Genomic DNA, 17,549 nt, shown 5'->3' with positions numbered 1-17,549 from the left:
CGACAATAGATCGTCAGCGCAATAGTTGTCCGCGTTTGTTCGTACGTCTCGGCGCGATCAGCATTTCGCAGTGTGTGCGTCATTGGGCGGCCTAACCGGGTCGTCCTGCGAAGCAGGAGAAATACATGGGCCAGGAAAATACCGGTCGGGCCAACCCCGGACCCGGCAAGGACAAGCCGACGAACAGGTCGTCGGGCGAAGCGTCGTCGCCGCGTGGCGGCAAGCGCGCCGCCCAGCGCGACCCGAACCAGGGCTTCTTCCGTCGGCATCCCGTCTTGACGACCCTCGCGGTTCTGGCGATCATCTTCATCGTCATCCCCGTCGTCATCGTCGGCATCATGTACCAGCGCCAGGACATTCCGACTCCGGAGTCGATGTCGACCAACCAGGTCTCGGAGATCTACGCGCAGGACGATTCGACTCTCATGGGCCGCATCGTGCCGCCCGAGGGCAACCGCAACATCATCAAGATCGATGATGTCCCGGTGCACGTGCGCAACGCCGTGCTCGCCGCCGAGGACCGCACGTTCTACTCGAACCAGGGCTTCGACCCGGTCGGCATCGCCCGCGCCGCGATGGGGCAGGTCACCGGCGAGTCCACCGCCGGCGGTGGTTCGACGATCACCCAGCAGTACGTGAAGAACACGATGGTCGGCGACGAGGTGAGCTACGAGCGCAAGGCGAAGGAGATCCTCACCTCCGCGAAGATGACGTCGAAGTGGTCCAAGGACCAGATCCTCGAGGGCTACCTCAACACCATCTACTTCGGTCGCGGCGCCTACGGCATCGACGCCGCCGCGCAGGCGTACTTCAACAAGCCGGTCTCCGCGCTCACTGTCTCCGAGGGCGCTCTGCTAGCCGGGACGATTCAGTCTCCCTCGGCGCTCGATCCTTTCGCCAACCGTCCGGCGGCGGAGCAGCGCTGGAACTACGTGCTTGACGGCATGGTCGACATGGGCGCGCTGCCCGCGGACGAGCGCCAGGGCGCCCAGTTCCCGGCGATCGTCGAGGACGCGGCACCGCTGCAGCAGAACGTCGGCGACGAATCCAATGGCCCGATTCGACGCCAGGTTCTCGCCGAACTCGCCAACTCCGGCATCTCCGAGGACATGGTCAACACCCGCGGCCTACGCGTGATCACCACGATCGACCCGGAGATCCAGAACAACGTCATCGACTCGGTCGAGGACGTGATGAGCTACCAGCCGGAGGCCAACCGCGCGGCGGCAGTCTCCATGGACCCGAAGTCCGGTGCAGTCCGCGGCTACTACGGCGGCAACGAGGCCGAAGGCTGGGACTACGCCAACGCCCCGCTGCAGACCGGTTCCACCTTCAAGATCTTCGGCCTCGCGGCGGCCCTCGACCAGGGCATCCCGCTGAGCCAGCAGATCTCCTCGGCGCCGGTCACCTCGGGCAACATCACGATCAACAACTCCGAGGGTATGTCGTGCGGCACGTGTTCGATTGCGACGGCGCTCGAGAAGTCGCTCAACACCTCGTTCATCCGCCTGCAGACGATGCTCGACAACGGCCCGCAGGACACCGCGGACATGGCGCACATGGCGGGCATCGCCAAGAAGATCCCGGGCCTACCGGATGAGACGCTCACCGAGGGCGGCGAGACGCCGTTCGAGGGCGTCATCCTCGGCCAGTACCCGGTGCGCGTTCTCGATATGGCCACCGGCCTGTCGACGTTCGCCAACGAGGGCATGTACCACAAGCCCCACTTCGTGGAGAAGGTAGTCGCCGCTGACGGCGAGGTGCTGCTCGACAACAGCGACATGGAGGGCGAGCAGCGCGTCAACAAGGATGTCGCCAACAACCTGATCTCCGCGATGGAGCCCATTGCCGGCGCGTCTCGGAACCATGCGCTCGCCGGCGGCCGCACCTCGGCGGCCAAGTCCGGCACGGCGCAGCTGCTCGACACGGGCAACAACAAGGACGCCTGGTTCATCGGCGCGACGCCGTCGCTTTCGACGGCGGTATGGATGGGAACCGACGACAACGTCCCGCTCTACAGCGGCGGATCGGGCGGCTCGATGTTCGGCGCGATGGACCCGGCCGATATCTGGAAGTCCATCATGGACACTTCGCTCGCGGGCACCGACTACGAGTCCTTCCCAGACCCGGGTTACATCGGTGGCCAGGCCGGCGCGCCGGGCGACTCCGGTACAAGCAGCGGCGGAGGCCAGAGCTACACCGGCGGCCAGAGCTACACCGGCGGCCAGGACTACGGATATACCGATTCCCAGCCGAGCCAGCAGGCCCCGGCCGAGGGGACCGGGCAGGCGCCCACGGGTGGAGACACCGGTGGCGGCGGCGCCCCGGCCCCCGACCCGGCGCAGGATTTCCAGGACCAGGTCAACGACTTCCTCGACGGCCTAGGCGTCGAAGGCGGCGGTGACGGCGGCGGTGCGCCCGCCGAACCGGCCCCGCCCGGCGGCTGATAGGCGTGAGATAACCTACCCAACGTGACCAACGGAGACTCTTCCTCCCCGCGCCCGCTCGCAGATGACCTCGCGGAGCTCGGCCCGGACGATCGCGCCCGTCCAGGCGACGGCGCGTTTCTCCCCGCCGCGCAGGCATGGGGAGGCCCGTTGGGTAGGCACGCGGTGGTCGGGCGGCAGCCGCGGATCACTCCGCTACGGGTGATCCTGCTGTTCGCCGTTATCCTCTGTGCCTTTGGGTTCTTCTCCAAGGCGGCGTGCCTGGAGACCTCCCACCCCGAGGACGGCAGTGCCCCGGGGCTGATGTGGGACGGCCGCCAGTATTACAAGGCGTGCTACGCGGACCCGATCCCGCTGTGGGGAATCGAGGGCCTGTCTCAGGGGGCGTTCCCGTACAAGTTCTCGTGGACCGAGGGCGACCCGGGCGCCGAGCAGGTGCGCTACATGGAGTATCCGGTGATCTCCGGGTTGTGGCAGTACGGCAGCGCGCAGGTCGCACTCGCATGGGATCACCTCGACCGCTCGGGCATTCTGCCGGGGCCGATCGACGTGATCAAATACTTCCTCATCCTCGTGGTGACGATGACGATCTTCTGGCTCGTCGCCGTGTGGGCCACGTATTACAGCGCCGGGCGCAGACCCTGGGACACGCTGTTCATGGCGGCGAGCCCACTGGTGGTCTTCCAGGTCTTCACCAACTTCGACGCTATGGCCGTCGCCGCGGCCTCGGTGGCGCTGCTGTTGTGGGCGAAGAAGATGCCGCGCTGGGCCGGCTTCGCGATCGGCGTCGGTGTCGCGATGAAGCTCTACCCGCTGTTCCTGTTCGGCGCGCTGCTCGTCGTCGCGATCCGCGCGCGCAAGTTCGTCGACATCGCGTGGGCGGCGTGCGTCGCGGCGATCACGTGGTCGGCGATCAACCTGCCCATCGCGCTGCTGTTCCCCGCGGGCTGGCGCGAGTTCTTCCGTCTCAATTCCGACCGCCCGGCCAACCCGGAATCGATGTACGCCGTCATCCAATCGTTGACGTCGTGGGACGGCTTCGACCCCGCCGGCGCGGTCCCCGAGACCCTCAACACGGTCTCGCTCGTCCTGTTCGCGCTCGGCTGTGTGGCTGTCCTCGCGATCGGCCTCACCGCGCCGAAGTCACCGCGTATCGCGCAGCTCGCGTTCCTCATCGTCGCGTTCTTCCTGCTCACCAACAAGGTGTGGAGCCCGCAGTATTCGCTGTGGCTCGTGCCGCTGGCGGTGCTCGCGATCCCGCGGGCGCGCATCCTGCTGCCGTGGATGATCTTCGACGCCCTCCTGTGGATCGCGCACATGTCGTACTTCGCGGGCACCGACGCCAAGGGCCTCAACCCCGAGTGGTTTGGCATGCTCGTGATCATCCGGAACCTGCTGGTCGTGGCCGTGTGCGCGGCGATCATCTTCGAGATCTACCGGCCCGCGCGGGACCGGGTGCGCCGCTGGCACGCCGATCTGCCCGGCGCGGATCCGCTCCTCGGCACGCTGGCCCCGGAGCCCGATGCGCCGGCCTCGGTGCGTGCGTCCTTCGACCTCGCCTCTGACGTCGGAGCTGCTCCCCGCGCCGGACGGCCGCGCTTGCCGCAGCGCGTACGAGCGGCGGCCGGTGCCTCCGCCCCCGCGGCTTCCGCCGCCGAACCGACCGACACGTCCGATGACAAGGAGTCCGATTCACGATGAGCACCCTCGAGATGTTGCTGATGTGGCTGGGGATCTTCCTCGGTTTCGTGTGCATCCTTGTCGCCGCCGGCGGCTACCGCATGGGCTGGCACAAGAAGACGTGGATCGGGTGGATCGTCGCGGCGATCGTGTTCCTCACGGTGTTGCCGATCATCGCGGCGCTGACGATGGGACTGAGCGACGGACGCTCCGAGCTCCTCGGCGGTTAGCGGACCCGCCGGCACCTCGTCCGCCCTTTCCCTTCCCCTTTGCCAGAACGCACGCCGGGTCACCTTTCACCGTTGTCAAGACAACGCGGTTTGAGGACTGGCGCTGCGGTTTGTCGGCGCGGGGCCCAAGAGCGGCCGCGTCGGGGCCGGGACAGCGGGACAAGCCGGCCGGCGCGGCACGCGCCCGCACGGATTTCCGCCAGAACCGACGCCGTCACGCCCCGCCGGCGCCCACCAGTCCCTGGCACAGCCACCTGCCTGCGCAAATTAGGCGCGCCCAGCGGCAGCAAGCTAAACTGTCAAGGTTGCTGACGCGACGACCCTCCTGCCGTTGCCAATCGGGCGGCGGCCGAAACTCATAGACCATAGGAGGTGATGAGGTCCCGTGCGTCAATACGAAGTGATGATCATTCTCGATTCGAGTCTCGACGAGCGCACCGTAGCCCCGTCCCTGGATACGTTCCTGAACGTAATTCGCAAGGATGGCGGCTCGGTCGACAAGGTCGATGTGTGGGGTAAGCGCCGTCTTGCCTACGAGATCAACAAGCAGACCGAAGGCATCTACGCCGTTATCGAGCTCAAGGCCGAGCCCGACACGGTCAAGGAACTGGACCGCCAGCTCGGACTCAACGAGTCCATCCTGCGCACGAAGGTTCTGCGCACCGACGCGTAGTTCCCCCTAGTCCCTGAGCGTTTTCGCACGTAATCTGGGCGCGGAGAGTCTTTCCGCTAAACCTCGAGGAGCGAGTTATATGGCAGGCGATACCGTCATCACCGTTGTTGGTAACCTGGTTGCAGACCCGGAACTGCGGTTCACCCCGTCCGGCGCGGCCGTTGCGAACTTCCGTATCGCCTCGACGCCGCGGCGTTTCAACTCGCAGACGAGCCAGTGGGAGGACGGCGAAGCCCTCTTCCTTACGTGCAATATCTGGCGCCAGGCGGCGGAGAACGTCGCCGAGTCGCTGCAGCGCGGCATGCGTGTCGTGGTGCAGGGTCGCCTCAAGCAGCGGTCCTTCGAAACCCGTGAGGGCGAGAAGCGCACCGTGTACGAGCTCGAGGTCGACGAGGTCGGCCCCTCGCTCCGCTACGCCACCGCGAAGGTCGCGCGCACTCCGCGCGAGGGCGGCGGCTTCGGAGGAGGCCAGGGCGGCGGCCAGCAGGGCGGAGCGCCCCGCGGCGGCTATGGCGACAATCAGGGCGGCTACGGCGGCGGTCAGCAAGGTGGCGGACGTCCTCCGGCAGGCGACGACCCGTGGGGCAGCGCCCCGCAGGCGGGCGGCGGCTTCGGCGGTGCGGACGACGAGCCCCCGTTCTGATCGCCCACGATTCGGACCTAGCGGTCCGGAAGCACTTACACCCCAAGCACGATCAACTTTGAGTACTGACCTCGCGTGCCGCGCATAGCAGCGGCGGCGGGGCGAGAAAGGTTAAGGATCATGAAGCTGATCCTCACCGCCGACGTCGACAACCTCGGTGCGCCGGGCGACATCGTCGAGGTCAAGGGCGGTTACGGACGTAACTTCCTGCTCCCGCGTGGGCTGGCCATCCTGGCCTCCCCGGGCGCGGAGCGCCAGATCGAGACGATTCGTCGTGTCCAGGCCGAGCGCGAGGTGCGCGACGCCGAGCACGCGAACGAGCTCAAGCAGCAGCTCGAGGGCCTGGCGAACGTGAAGGTCGCCGTGCGCACCTCCGATTCGGGCAAGCTCTTCGGCTCTGTCACCACCGCGGATGTCGCCGAGGCCATCAAGACCTCGGGCGGCCCGAAGCTCGCCAAGCGCAGCATCACGCTGCCCAAGGAGCACATCAAGAACGCCGGCAACCACAAGGCTGTCGTCGATCTCGGACACGAGGTCTCCGCGACCGTCAACGTCGAGGTCGTCGCCGAGTAATCCACTCGCGCAGTAGCCGCGCCCGCTTCCCGCTTAGGTGGGGAGCGGGCGCGGCACTTTTGTGCCCCTTTCCGCCGTGTCACGACCCGCGTCGCACCATCGTGCACAGCGGCACCCGTGCGCACACGCACAACCCCATTCACGTATGACGTCGGACGTCCCAATCGCATCGACGCCCGGCGCGTCCCGAGCCCGGATCAGGTCTCGCCCCCGGCCCAACTTCTACATCTCGCCGTACGCTATGCGGCGGCCAATTTCCGTCGACCACCTTCCGGTGTGGGCGGCGGTATTTCGCTTGTGCTGCAACGTGTTCGCGCTCGCCGGATCGGTGTATCCCCAGGGCACGCGGGTGTGCACAGGACCTGTGGATAACGTGGTGTTCACATCGTGTTGCCTACATCACATACCACGTGTTCGACGGTAAAATCCAGGGAAATGCAAGCTAGATTTCCGAAGTCCAAATAAAATTATGCACATTAGCTCTGACCTGCGAAAACATTCTGACCAGCGGTTTTAGCGGCAATATTTCGCTTTATCCACGGTTTGTCCACAAGCGCACCCGTAAATGCCGAGGAAACGGTGAGTTTGTCCACATCTATCCACAGCTGGTTACTCGCGATTGTGGAAATCCCTGTGGATAACTCTCGGCTCTCGTGATGTCGATGGGTTGTATCCGCCTCCACAGCCGTGGTATCCAGACGCCGGTGACGCCAACGGATCGCCTAGACTTGAACGCGTAATGCGACGGACGGAGAAGCGGTAATGCCTGCAGATTTCGAGCGGTTCGAGACCGGCCTCTCGTCCGAGCCCGCAGAGGGTGGCGGCGAGCAGTACGGCCGCGTGCCGCCGCAGGATCTCGTCGCCGAGCAGTCCGTCCTCGGCGGCATGCTCATGTCGAAGGACGCCATCGCGGATGTCGTCGAGGCGCTCGGCCCGGGCGACTTCTACAAGCCCGCGCACCAAGTCGTCTACGACATCATCCTCGACCTCTACGCCCGTGGAGAACCTGCGGACCCGGTCACGGTATCCGCGGAGCTCGACCGCAAGGGCGAGCTCAAACGCGCCGGCGGCGCCCCTTACCTACACACTCTCGTATCCACGGTCCCCACCGCGGCGAATGCCGGCTTCTACGCGCGCATCGTCTCGGAGAAGGCGGTGCTGCGGCGCCTCGTCGACGCGGGCACGCGCATCGTGCAGTACGGCTACTCGGGGGACGGGCAGGAGGTCGACGAGGTCGTCGACCGCGCGCAGGCGGAGATCTTCGAGGTCACCGAGCGCCGCACGTCCGAGGACTACGTCGCGCTGTCCGAGCTCCTCCAGCCGACGATGGACGAGATGGACGAAATCCAGGAGGCCGGCGGTCTTTCGGCGGGCGTTCCCACCGGTTTCGTCGATCTCGATTCGCTCACCAACGGCCTGCGCGGCGGACAGATGGTCATCATCGCCGCCCGTCCCGGTGTCGGCAAAGCCCTTGCCCTCGATACGCCCATCCCCACGGCACCGCTTCTTGACGGCGCCGCTCCCACCTTCACCACCCAAGGCGAGCTCCAGGTCGGCGACGAGGTGCTCGCCTCCGATGGCCGCCCAACCAAGGTCACGGGGCTCTCGGAGATCTGGGACGACCGGCCGTGCTTCCGTCTCATCTTCTCCGACGGCGCATCGATCGTCGCCGACGCGGAGCACGAGTGGGAGGTCATCTTCGGTGGCACCCGCCAGACGATGACGACAAAGGCACTTGAAACGATGCTCCTCGTCGCCGAGTCCGGGGTCGAGATCCCGGAGGATCCCGCCCGCGGCGTTCCCTCCCGCTTCATCATCGATGTCCGCAACACCGAGTCTGTGCCGGTTCGCTGCATCGAGGTCGAGGCGCCGGACCACATGTATCTGGCAGGCGAGACGGCGATCCCCACGCACAACTCGACACTCGGCCTCGACATCATGCGCTCGGCCTCTATCAAACACGGACTCGCCTCCGTTGTTTTCTCTCTTGAGATGAGCCGCACCGAGATCGTCATGCGACTGATGAGCGCCGAGGCGAAGGTCAAACTTGCGAACATGCGCGGCGGAACGCTGTCGGACGAGGACTGGGCGCAGATGGCCAAGCGGCTCGGCGAGATCGAGACCGCCCCGCTGTTCATCGACGATTCGCCGAATATGACCATGATGGAGATCCGCGCCAAGGCCCGCCGCCTCAAACAGCAGCACGACCTGCGCCTCATCGTCGTCGACTACCTCCAGCTGATGAGCTCGGGCAAAAAGGTCGAGTCCCGCCAGCAAGAGGTCTCGGAATTCTCGCGTTCGCTCAAGCTCCTAGCCAAGGAGATCGACGTGCCTCTGATCGCGATCTCGCAGCTCAACCGTGGTCCAGAGCAGCGTACGGACAAGCGGCCTCAGGTGTCCGACCTTCGTGAGTCCGGCTCCCTAGAGCAGGACGCCGACATCGTCATGCTTCTGCACCGGCCGGACGCCTTCGAGCAGGACCACCCGGACGCCGGCTCGGCAGAGATCATTCTCGGCAAGCACCGCGGTGGTCCGACGGGCGCCGTGAAGGTCGCCCACCAGCTTCACTTCTCCCGCTTCACGGACATGGCCCGCGGAATCTAGCTTGCCGCTGTCAATGTGAATTCCAGTTCAAGTTGGCAGTTTCCAGAACTCGCGGCAGTGGATTCCAGAGTATTTGACAGTGGGCGCGGTCCAAGGCATCTTCTTCCAAGACTTCGGTAACAAGCGGGGTATCGTCGAGCTCGTAATCACCAGCCTGGCCGCTCCGCTCCTAGCATTGCTAAAGGCCAAGAATGCTTCCGATGTCGTTCACTCGTTCGAGAAGCATCGCCCCCGGACTGTTCGCATGGGTGCCGACCTGGTCGGCATCTTTGAAATTGACCTACGCATGCCGTGCATTTTCTATTGGAATCTTGCGAACTTGTCGATTTGGAATGCTGCTTTGCAGCCTCGGATTTCCTATATGGCGCGATATACGTATGAGGGGAGATTGTGCACACCGCGAGAAAGCACCCTGGGCGCAACGCAAAGTAGATCAAGAATTAGGACGGAAACTTCCACGGAATCGTTAACCGAACTGAGTTTGGCGCCGAGGAGTGAATGACGAGTTGCTCCACGATTTGGTGACACTTCAACCGGCCCGCGCAGCGGACCAGTGAATTCGTCGGATACTGTCAAGACTCCCCATCATGGTGGCACACCATCGTTGGTGGTCATTTGTTGGCGTTCGGGCTTTTCGTCTCAAGTAGTGGGTGACCATTGTTAAGTCGGTAGTGCAGGACCGCGTTTGCGTCTTCCTGGTTTCGCTTTCCAATATGGATGCAGCTAAGAGCAGCGAGTACTAGGACGATCCGTGCGAAAGTCCAAATTGTCGCGGCCGCATTACCTTTGCCTACGGCAACAACAAGGGCCATGCCAGCGAGGATGGTTGAGACGAGCGTCGTGGCTTCGTTTGCATTGAATCGGCCCGGGTTTTCAGCCGCTACTTTGTGGGTGCGGGCTCTCGGGTGAGGGCCTCGTAGTGGAGCGCCTCGGACTCTACCGGGGTAAGCATCCCCAGCGAGCCGTGGAGGCGGCGGTTGTTGTACCAGTCGACCCAGCCGGCGGTCGCGAACTCGACGTCTGCGAGAGTCCGGAACGGCCCTGAGTGGAATATGGTGGTGCGGATACACTCGGTCTTATAGAGACCGTTGATCGTCTCCATGAGCGCGTTATCGTAGGCGTCGCCGACGGTGCCGATTGACGGGGAGATGCCTTCGAGGGCGAGGTGCTCGGTCAGTCGAATCGCGGTGTACTGGGATCCTGCGTCGCTGTGATGGATCAAATCGCCAGGTGACACAGGGTTTCCCTCTCGATCTCGTTGCCAGAGCGCGATCCTCAGCGGAGTCATGACCAGGTCGACCTTCTTGCACGTGCTGGCGTGCCAGCCCACGATCCGCTGGGCAAACACGTCCACGACGAACGCGACATAGACGAATCCTGCCCAGGTGCGCACGTAAGTGAAGTCGGTGACCCACACACGGTTCGGCGCAGGGGCAGTGAAGTCGCGATTGAGCAGGTCAGCTGCCCGTTTCCCATTCGGGTCGGGGATCGTCGTGCGGAGCTTCTTGACGCGTCGCACGCCCTCGAGTCCGAGGGTGCGCATCGCCCGGTCCACCGCGCCCCGTGACGTGCCGGCCAGACCTTCCTGGCGGCGGAGCAGGGCGACCCACTTCCGCCGCCCGTACAAGCCCTCCGGTGTCATCTGGACCCGCCCGGTGACGGGGTTGATCCTCCAGGCGAAGGTGCGGATCTTGTCCTCGACCTGGGCGTCTGTGACGGTTCGGGCAGCAATGTGGCCTGGCCGCTTCCAGGATCGGTAGGTGCGTGCAGCAATCCTCAGGCCTTGCTGGCGCAAGACACGGAGGATCGACTCGACTGCGAAACCTTCGGCTCTCATCTCGTCGATGAACGCGCAGATCAGCGGCCTCGGGGGCCTGGCTCCCCCGCGAAGAAAATCGAGGCCCGTCGCAAGATCTCGTTATCCTCGCGCAACCGTCGGTTCTCTGACTTGAGGCGTTTGACCTCGGCAGACTCCTCGCTGGTGATACCGGGCCGGGCCCCATCGTCGACCTCGGCCTGCGCCAGCCAGCGTCTCACCGACTCGCGCGAGACCCCTTCCTGCCGGGCCACCGCAGTGACTGCAGCGGTCACAGTGGGGTACTCCTGCTGGTGCTCCCTGACGAGCCGCACACACCTCGCGCGCAGCTGGGGATCGATACTCTTCGGCATGCTGTCCATCCTTCCGGACTCAAACAGCAGCGGCATCAAACCTGGACCGGTTCAAACTAACGGTGATAATCCGGGAATTTGACGAGACGCTTGGCTCTGACGTCGACTACCGCAAGCTAGAAAGCAAGGTTCGTACGATATGCAGCGACTCAGACCAGTGGTTTCGACAATGGGCAGCCCTGCAACGCCCACCACGGCGACCGCAGGCTCGTCCCTATGCCATTACATGGCTATGGCTCCACATTGCGCAAGGAGACCCACGCTCGTCGCCAGCTTGGAGCGAAGAACCTAACCGAAGACGCATCGATTCGTATCGGCGATTCGAAACAACCCTAACGGCCGAAGCCATCGATGCACTCCGAAACATCGGCCGAGAAGCATAAAGTTCGCAGGCCATTCGCGACTATTGATAATGATCTGGCACAGCGCACCGTACCGCGACACAAGTCGGACGACAGTCAATCTCTAAGTGAGTCAAAAAGTTCAACCTTCACCGAGAACACGGGTCGGCAAACTCGTTTTAGGACCCTGTGTCGAAACCCATTACTGCCCGATCCTGACTCCGCAATCGAAAATCGTTAACTCTGCAATCTCGAAACAACCTGGGTGCCAAGTCGCTTCCTAGAGTTCAGAATCGCCCGTCACTCTTCACTCCTGGCTTCAACCTCGGAATCGAAAATAATGGACTCGAGTTCACTCAACCGTTCCCTTGCAAGCTTTCCTGCTAGAGCAAGTTCCACCCGCTCCATTGTGAGCGACGAGCTCAATAGAATGGAACGCCCCACTCGAGTCCAGTGCTCAAGCTGCTCATCGGCAGTACGGCCTTCATGTTCCGCTGCGAGTTTGGAAGCGTGAATTAATGAAGGAGAAAAGTTCTCAACTACGACCGAATTGGGCACTGCGCACTCGATCCCGCATGAGCGCACTCACGCACAAATAGCAAAATAAGGATGGGCTTGGCAGAAAGCCTACGCCCACAGATCGCCCACCTCCACTGTGCACGGATCGACCGGCGGGCAGGCCACTGCTGGGAAATCGATAATCGGCGCCGCCATGGACCCGATCGCCGTATTGGCGGATTACCCGGTGACCTGCTTTACAGCATAGGTTCCACTCTCGGCTTTAAGTTCCCGCTTGTGGCGGAGCCAGAAGGGATGCGGGCAAGGTCTCGGCGTGGGACGTCGTCGCGGAACTCTTGGCGGTAGGTCTTGGGCATGGGGGACATCCTTCCCTTCAACGCTTCTCAGCGTCGCAGATGAGATGACCTGCCCCATGCAGCAGTCCCGTTTCCGCACACTCGGCTGCGGCTTATTGCCGACAAATCCGACCGAGCAGTAGGAAATAGGGAACCCACAATGCGAAGAAGGGTGCACGGCCTAGGTCGAACATCTATTAGTTCAGTCGTTACTGTACAGTTAAGTCTATGCTGAATCTTGCTTCTCAGTTGGATGCGATACAGAGGCTGGGTCGAGCAATGTCAGATCCCTCGCGCTCGCGGATTCTCTTGTCAATCCTGGCTCGGCCCGCGCATCCAGCGGAACTTGCCAATTCGCTCGGCCTAACGCGCTCGAACGTGTCTAATCACCTTGGGTGCCTACGAGACTGCGGGATTGTGGTCGCCACCCATGAAGGTCGACAAACGCTTTACGAGATCTCCGACCCCCATCTAGCGCGCGCGCTCAATGAACTGGTTTCGGTCAAGCTTGCCGTCGATGAAGGCGCTCCTTGCATGGACGTGGCCTGCACCGTGGCAGGTTGCCACGACGGTGGATTCAGCTCATGACGATTACGGCGCTCTTGCAGGCGGTCGGACTATTTATCGCGACCAACATCGACGACATTATCGTGCTCTCGCTTTTCTTCGCGCGGGGCTCTGGGCATCCTCGGACAACAGTGAAGATTCTTCTTGGGCAGTATCTCGGCTTCGTAGGAATCCTCGCCGCCACACTGTTGGTAACCGTGGGCGCCGGGTGGGCGCTGCCGCCAAAGGCGATTCCCTACTTCGGTCTTATCCCCCTTGCTCTTGGCATCTGGGCAGCATGGCAGGCGTGCCAGGGCGATGACGACGATGATTCCGCCGCTTCCGGCAAGGGCGTCGCAGTCGCGACCGTCGCCGGCGTCACCTTTGTCAACGGCGGAGACAACATCGGCGTCTACGTGCCCGTGTTCCTAAACGTCAGCACGCCGTCTGTAATAGCTTTCTGTATCGTGTTTTTGGCGCTCGTGGCGGTGCTCGTGGCTGTCGCCAAGTTCGTCGCCACACGTCGCCCAATCGCCGAGGTGCTCGAACGATGGGAGCACATCCTTTTCCCAATCGTGCTAATCGGGCTCGGCGTTGTAATCCTCGTCGGAGGCGGTGCGTTCGGTCTCTAACGAGAGATATCGCGTCTGCTTTGGGAGGGGCACGGCGGGTTGGCGACGCTGGTGCAGCAAACAAAGTGGCGCTGCAGGAATCTCTTTGAAGCTTGTGAATGCAACCGATGACAGCTCAAGCTTTGCCCGAAGGCGAGCGTAATTTACCTTGAAAATCTTCTTTCGGTCTCGTCTTCGACTTCCGCATTGAAGAGCGTGCTTTCGGTGGCACAAAGCTGTTTCGGCGAAATGGTGCCAGCAAGTGCTTGGTCGACTCTATTACGTGAAGAGCGTGCTTGTTCCGACACGGACTGCCCTACTCTTGCCCAGTGCTCCAGCTGCTGACGGCCGTAACGCCCTTCTTTCGCTCCTGCAGCTTCAGTGACTTTGGGAGGTCAATATCAACTTCCGAGAGAGCCGCCAAGCATTCTCCTTCAGGTCGCTCGCGGAGCCCGAATCCTAACGACGTGTTGAGTGCATTTAACAGCGCAACTATTCGCGCAGCGCCGCCATCGGAAGTGGCGCACAAGACCTCAATACGTAACCGCGCTGTCGCGACAGAAGTTCGAACGGCGATCAAGTGGAGGGGTTCCACACCCTTTACTGGTACCCCCAGGGGGTATACACTGAAGATTGACAGGCAAATCAATCATGGAGACCACATGCGAAAGCACCTCATAACGACCATCACCGCAGGAATCCTAGGTGGAGCTCTGGTACTGGCTGGCTGCAGCACCGAAGACGGCCAGGGCCACCAGGGCCACGAAGGCGGCAGTTTGACCAGCGCTCCAGCGAGCAGCGAAAATGAGATGGATCACTCTTCGATGGAGCATCCGATGGACGGCGGGCCCGCCCCGGAGGGAATCACGGAAGCTCCGTCCCCGAAGTTCCCGGTGGGCACTGAGGTCACGCTCACAGCCGATCACATGGAGGGCATGGAGGGCGCGAAGGCCACTATCGCTGGCGCTTTTGACACCTACACCTATGCGGTGAGCTACACGCCCACCACCGGCGGGGATCCGGTCAATGACCACAAGTGGGTTGTGCAGGAGGAGATCAAGGACGCCGGGGACGAACGGCTGGCCGACGGAACCGAGGTCACACTAGAGGCCGAACACATGGAGGGCATGGAGGGCGCGAAGGCCACCATCGACTCCTCTACCGACGAGACTGTCTACATGGTCAACTACGAGGCAGACGGCATGACGATGACCAACCACAAGTGGGTCGTCGAAAGTGAAATTCAGCTGGCCACATAGGCCGAGCGCCGGGACGTTGCATGGTCCACGGCCAGAATAATGACCTGATCGAGGGGAACGCTGAGGGAAGGCGATTAGCTATGACGGACCCGTCCACACATCAACACCATCGGGACTACGACCATGGTGATGTCGCGTCCACTCAGCCCCGCATGGCACACGACGCGCATGCCGGACACGCGGGCCACTCCATGCACCACGGCGACCATGCGAATCACAGCGGCCACGGTGATCACGCTGGACATGGCAGTCACGCGGGCCACGGAGACCACGTAGGCCAGTTCCGACGTCTGTTTTGGATCAACCTCTTCATCGCGATCCCAGTAGTCGTATTTTCCCCTATGTTCGCCATGCTTCTGGGCTACTCGGTTCCTGGCTGGGCTGGCTGGGTCGCCGGCGCGCTCGGCACCGTCATGTACGTCTGGGGCGGACGCCCCTTCCTCAGCGGCGCCGTCAGCGAAGTCAAGAGTCGCCAGCCCGGGATGATGCTGCTGATCGCGCTCGGGATTACCGTTGCGTTCCTAGCTTCGTGGGCGGCCACGGTCGGGCTTGTCCATCATGAGCTTGAGTTCTGGTGGGAACTGGCGCTGCTGATCGTCATCATGCTGCTTGGTCACTGGATCGAAATGCGTTCGCTGGCTCAGACCACGTCGGCGCTCGACTCCCTCGCCGCTCTCTTGCCCGACGAGGCCGAGCGCGTCGAGGGTGACGACGTCGTCACGATCGCCCCTGCCGATCTGCGCGTCGGCGACATCGTCATCGTTCGCCCCGGCGGCAGCGTTCCTGCCGATGGCAGGGTCGTCGATGGAAGTGCCGACATGGACGAATCGATGATCACCGGCGAGTCCCGCGCCGTCGCTCGCGGTGAAGGCGACGCCGTCACTGCCGGCACCGTAGCCACAGACTCCGGCCTGCGTGTGAAGATCACTGCCACCGGCGATGACACTGCCCTCGCCGGCATCAATCGACTAGTCGCAGAGGCTCAGAGCTCCTCGTCTCGGGCTCAGCGCATCGCCGACCGCGCTGCGGCCTTATTGTTCTGGTTCGCACTCGGCGCTGCCCTGATCACCGCAGCCGTCTGGACGCTCGTCGGTAGCCCCGACGATGCCGTGGTGCGCACCATCACTGTCCTCGTCATCGCTTGCCCCCACGCCCTGGGTCTGGCAATCCCGCTGGTGGTCTCCATCGCCACCGAGCGTGCCGCCCGTGGCGGCGTTTTGATCAAGGACCGCCTCGCCTTGGAGTCGATGCGCCAGGTCGACGCGGTTCTGTTCGACAAGACCGGCACCTTAACAAAGGGCGAGCCCACTGTCACCGGCGTCGAGCCGGCCGCCGATCTAGACGCTAATCAAGTGCTCGCGCTGGCGGCTGCCGCAGAGGCCGACAGCGAGCATCCACTCGCGAAAGCCATCGTCGCCGCGGCCAAAGAGAAGGATCTCGCCATCGCAGCGACCAGCGGGTTCTCCTCTTCTCCTGCGGTCGGTGTCACCGCGACCGTGTCCGGCCAGGAGATCCGCGTCGGTGGTCCGCGACTGCTGGAAGAAACCGGACAAAACGAGGTCGACATTGCCGACTCCTGGCGGGCGGAGGGTGCGATCATCCTGCACGTCGTTCGTGATGGCTTGGTGATCGGCGGCCTCAAGCTCGCCGATGAAGTCCGCCCGGAATCCCGCCGCGCCGTAGACTCGCTGCACCGGCTCGGCATCGAAGTCGTCATGATCACCGGCGATGCCGAGGCCGTCGCGAATGAGGTGGGCCAGGAGCTTGGCATCGACCGTGTCTTCGCCGGTGTACGCCCCGAGGACAAGTCGGCTAAGGTCGCCGCGCTCCAGCATGAGGGCAAGAAGGTTGCGATGGTCGGCGATGGTGTCAACGACGCCCCTGCCCTTGCTCAGGCTGACGTCGGCATCGCCATTGGGGCCGGCACTGACGTCGCAATCGCCTCGGCCGGCGTCATCCTCGCCAGCTCCGACCCCCGCTCGGTTCTCTCGGTTATCCAACTGTCCCGCGCTGCGTTCCGGAAGATGAAGCAAAACCTTTGGTGGGCCGCCGGCTACAACCTCATTTCCGTGCCGCTTGCGGCAGGAGTACTCGCCCCCATCGGCTTCGTCATGCCCATGTCAGTCGGCGCGATTCTAATGTCTTTGTCCACTGTCGTCGTCGCGCTTAACGCCCAGCTCCTTCGGCGCATCGATCTCAGGCCCGAAGCCAATATGCGCTGAAGCGAGACGGCATTCGCGCGGGGCTACCCCCAGGAAGAGCACGGATCAAGGAAATACGAACAAACGTCGACCGCGCCCCGTTCGCAGTCAGCACTCGTCGCTTCGCTACCTCTCAGCGCACTAAAGTTGGCTGGTTTCCCCGCGATCCATAGATCGGGACTACTGCGCAGAAACGAACTTTTCCAACCCGAAACTAAAAGCTCCTGGAATCGGCGAGCGTGTTTGGTAGCCGATAATTGCGTTTTGAATCACGAGTTGGTTCAGATCTAAGGCCACGAAATGAAGTGCCACCGTGCGTTGGGGGAGTTGGATAGCTGTGTGCTCACCGACACCTTTGAGCGATCGCAACTTCGATCTTGATGAAGCTACTTGGATCTGACACAAAGGTGTTACCCCCACGATCTCACACCAGGCAGGATCTAGTGATAATTCTTTTGTTCGTATCCTGCGGCGAACAATGAAGCCCGGCTCGGCGTTATTCGATCGCGCTTCGTGTGCGCTCCGGGGCGACCAAACATGAGCGAAAATTGCCAAATGGCAAGCCGCGTACCAAAAAGTGCTGGTTGAAAGTATGGATGTGACAAAGCCATGCATCGCTTCTGTGAAGCGACTCTCCATTTGGTGCAAGACAGCGTCGACGTCAGCGTGGAAACATCCACAATACGGAGGGATGAATTGCAGACGCTGGTAAAAGTAA

General features: G+C 62.8%; 14 protein-coding genes and 1 pseudogene. 11 read left to right on the top strand and 4 right to left on the bottom strand.

Annotation, left to right across the window (positions count from 1 at the left end; genetic code table 11):
* Positions 1–125: 125 nt before the first annotated feature.
* From BJL86_RS16260 to dnaB, 7 genes are all read left to right on the top strand, one after another.
* Complete coding sequence (locus BJL86_RS16260) at positions 126–2,447, top strand: transglycosylase domain-containing protein (protein WP_067470799.1); 2,322 nt, start codon at positions 126–128, stop codon at positions 2,445–2,447.
* 24 nt (positions 2,448–2,471) lie between these two features.
* The gene (locus BJL86_RS16255) at positions 2,472–4,148 is read left to right on the top strand and encodes a glycosyltransferase family 87 protein (RefSeq protein ID WP_067470797.1); all 1,677 of its coding nucleotides are present in this window, start codon (positions 2,472–2,474) and stop codon (positions 4,146–4,148) included.
* Complete coding sequence (locus tag BJL86_RS16250; protein WP_067470795.1) at positions 4,145–4,357, top strand: hypothetical protein; 213 nt, start codon at positions 4,145–4,147, stop codon at positions 4,355–4,357. The genes BJL86_RS16255 and BJL86_RS16250 overlap by 4 nt, the downstream gene beginning before the upstream one ends.
* A 385-nt stretch (positions 4,358–4,742) precedes the next feature.
* Positions 4,743–5,030 carry a 30S ribosomal protein S6 gene (gene rpsF, locus BJL86_RS16245; RefSeq protein WP_067470793.1) on the top strand — a complete coding sequence of 96 codons (288 nt, stop codon included), beginning with the start codon at positions 4,743–4,745 and terminating at the stop codon, positions 5,028–5,030.
* A 79-nt stretch (positions 5,031–5,109) separates the two neighbouring features.
* On the top strand, positions 5,110–5,673 hold the full coding sequence (locus BJL86_RS16240) for a single-stranded DNA-binding protein (protein ID WP_067470791.1): 564 nt from the start codon (positions 5,110–5,112) through the stop codon (positions 5,671–5,673).
* Between the two features lie 120 nt (positions 5,674–5,793).
* Positions 5,794–6,246, top strand: coding sequence for a 50S ribosomal protein L9 (rplI, locus tag BJL86_RS16235; protein WP_067470789.1), 453 nt, complete (start codon positions 5,794–5,796; stop codon positions 6,244–6,246).
* 762 nt (positions 6,247–7,008) lie between these two features.
* A complete protein-coding gene (dnaB, locus tag BJL86_RS16230) occupies positions 7,009–8,850 on the top strand; it encodes a replicative DNA helicase (RefSeq protein ID WP_067470787.1) in 1,842 nt (613 codons plus the stop codon).
* A gap of 880 nt (positions 8,851–9,730) precedes the next feature.
* Here dnaB and BJL86_RS16225 read toward each other — a convergent pair.
* Positions 9,731–11,019, bottom strand: a protein-coding gene (locus BJL86_RS16225) for an IS3 family transposase (protein ID WP_156515443.1) whose coding sequence is annotated in 2 segments (ribosomal slippage) — positions 9,731–10,746 and positions 10,746–11,019 — 1,290 coding nt in all. Because the reading frame shifts where the segments join, the coding sequence is not laid out codon by codon here.
* A 641-nt stretch (positions 11,020–11,660) separates the two neighbouring features.
* Positions 11,661–11,918 (bottom strand): TA system antitoxin ParD family protein, encoded by a 258-nt coding sequence (locus BJL86_RS16215; RefSeq protein ID WP_075845108.1) that lies wholly within the window; start codon positions 11,916–11,918, stop codon positions 11,661–11,663.
* Positions 11,919–12,442: 524 nt separating this feature from the next.
* On the opposite strand from BJL86_RS16215, the gene cmtR reads away from it, so the two are divergent.
* Together cmtR and BJL86_RS16205 are read left to right on the top strand one after the other, a co-directional pair.
* Positions 12,443–12,802, top strand: coding sequence for a Cd(II)/Pb(II)-sensing metalloregulatory transcriptional regulator CmtR (gene cmtR, locus BJL86_RS16210; RefSeq protein WP_075845107.1), 360 nt, complete (start codon positions 12,443–12,445; stop codon positions 12,800–12,802).
* Positions 12,799–13,392, top strand: a complete 594-nt coding sequence (locus BJL86_RS16205; RefSeq protein ID WP_067476003.1) for a cadmium resistance transporter — start codon at positions 12,799–12,801, stop codon at positions 13,390–13,392. Before cmtR ends, BJL86_RS16205 begins: the two co-directional genes overlap by 4 nt.
* 143 nt (positions 13,393–13,535) lie before the next feature.
* On the opposite strand, the pseudogene BJL86_RS17880 reads toward BJL86_RS16205, so the two are convergent.
* A pseudogene (locus BJL86_RS17880) lies at positions 13,536–13,736 on the bottom strand (TA system antitoxin ParD family protein); the annotation flags it as partial.
* A 297-nt stretch (positions 13,737–14,033) separates the two neighbouring features.
* Between BJL86_RS17880 and BJL86_RS16195 the strand changes: the two are divergent.
* Positions 14,034–14,630 (top strand): YdhK family protein, encoded by a 597-nt coding sequence (locus tag BJL86_RS16195; RefSeq protein ID WP_067476006.1) that lies wholly within the window; start codon positions 14,034–14,036, stop codon positions 14,628–14,630.
* A 74-nt stretch (positions 14,631–14,704) separates the two neighbouring features.
* On the opposite strand, the gene BJL86_RS17660 is transcribed toward BJL86_RS16195, so the two are convergent.
* Positions 14,705–14,875 carry a hypothetical protein gene (locus BJL86_RS17660; protein WP_231887252.1) on the bottom strand — a complete coding sequence of 57 codons (171 nt, stop codon included), beginning with the start codon at positions 14,873–14,875 and terminating at the stop codon, positions 14,705–14,707.
* Between BJL86_RS17660 and BJL86_RS16190 the strand changes: the two genes are divergently transcribed.
* Positions 14,822–16,852, top strand: coding sequence for a heavy metal translocating P-type ATPase (locus BJL86_RS16190; RefSeq protein ID WP_231887251.1), 2,031 nt, complete (start codon positions 14,822–14,824; stop codon positions 16,850–16,852). The two genes, BJL86_RS17660 and BJL86_RS16190, sit on opposite strands and share 54 nt — an antisense overlap.
* The last annotated feature ends 697 nt before the right edge of the window (positions 16,853–17,549 follow it).

Source organism: Dietzia timorensis, assembly GCF_001659785.1.
GTDB lineage: Bacteria > Actinomycetota > Actinomycetes > Mycobacteriales > Mycobacteriaceae > Dietzia > Dietzia timorensis.
Note: the sequence above shows the minus strand (reverse complement) of the source record. Positions and strands in the feature narration are given on the sequence as shown.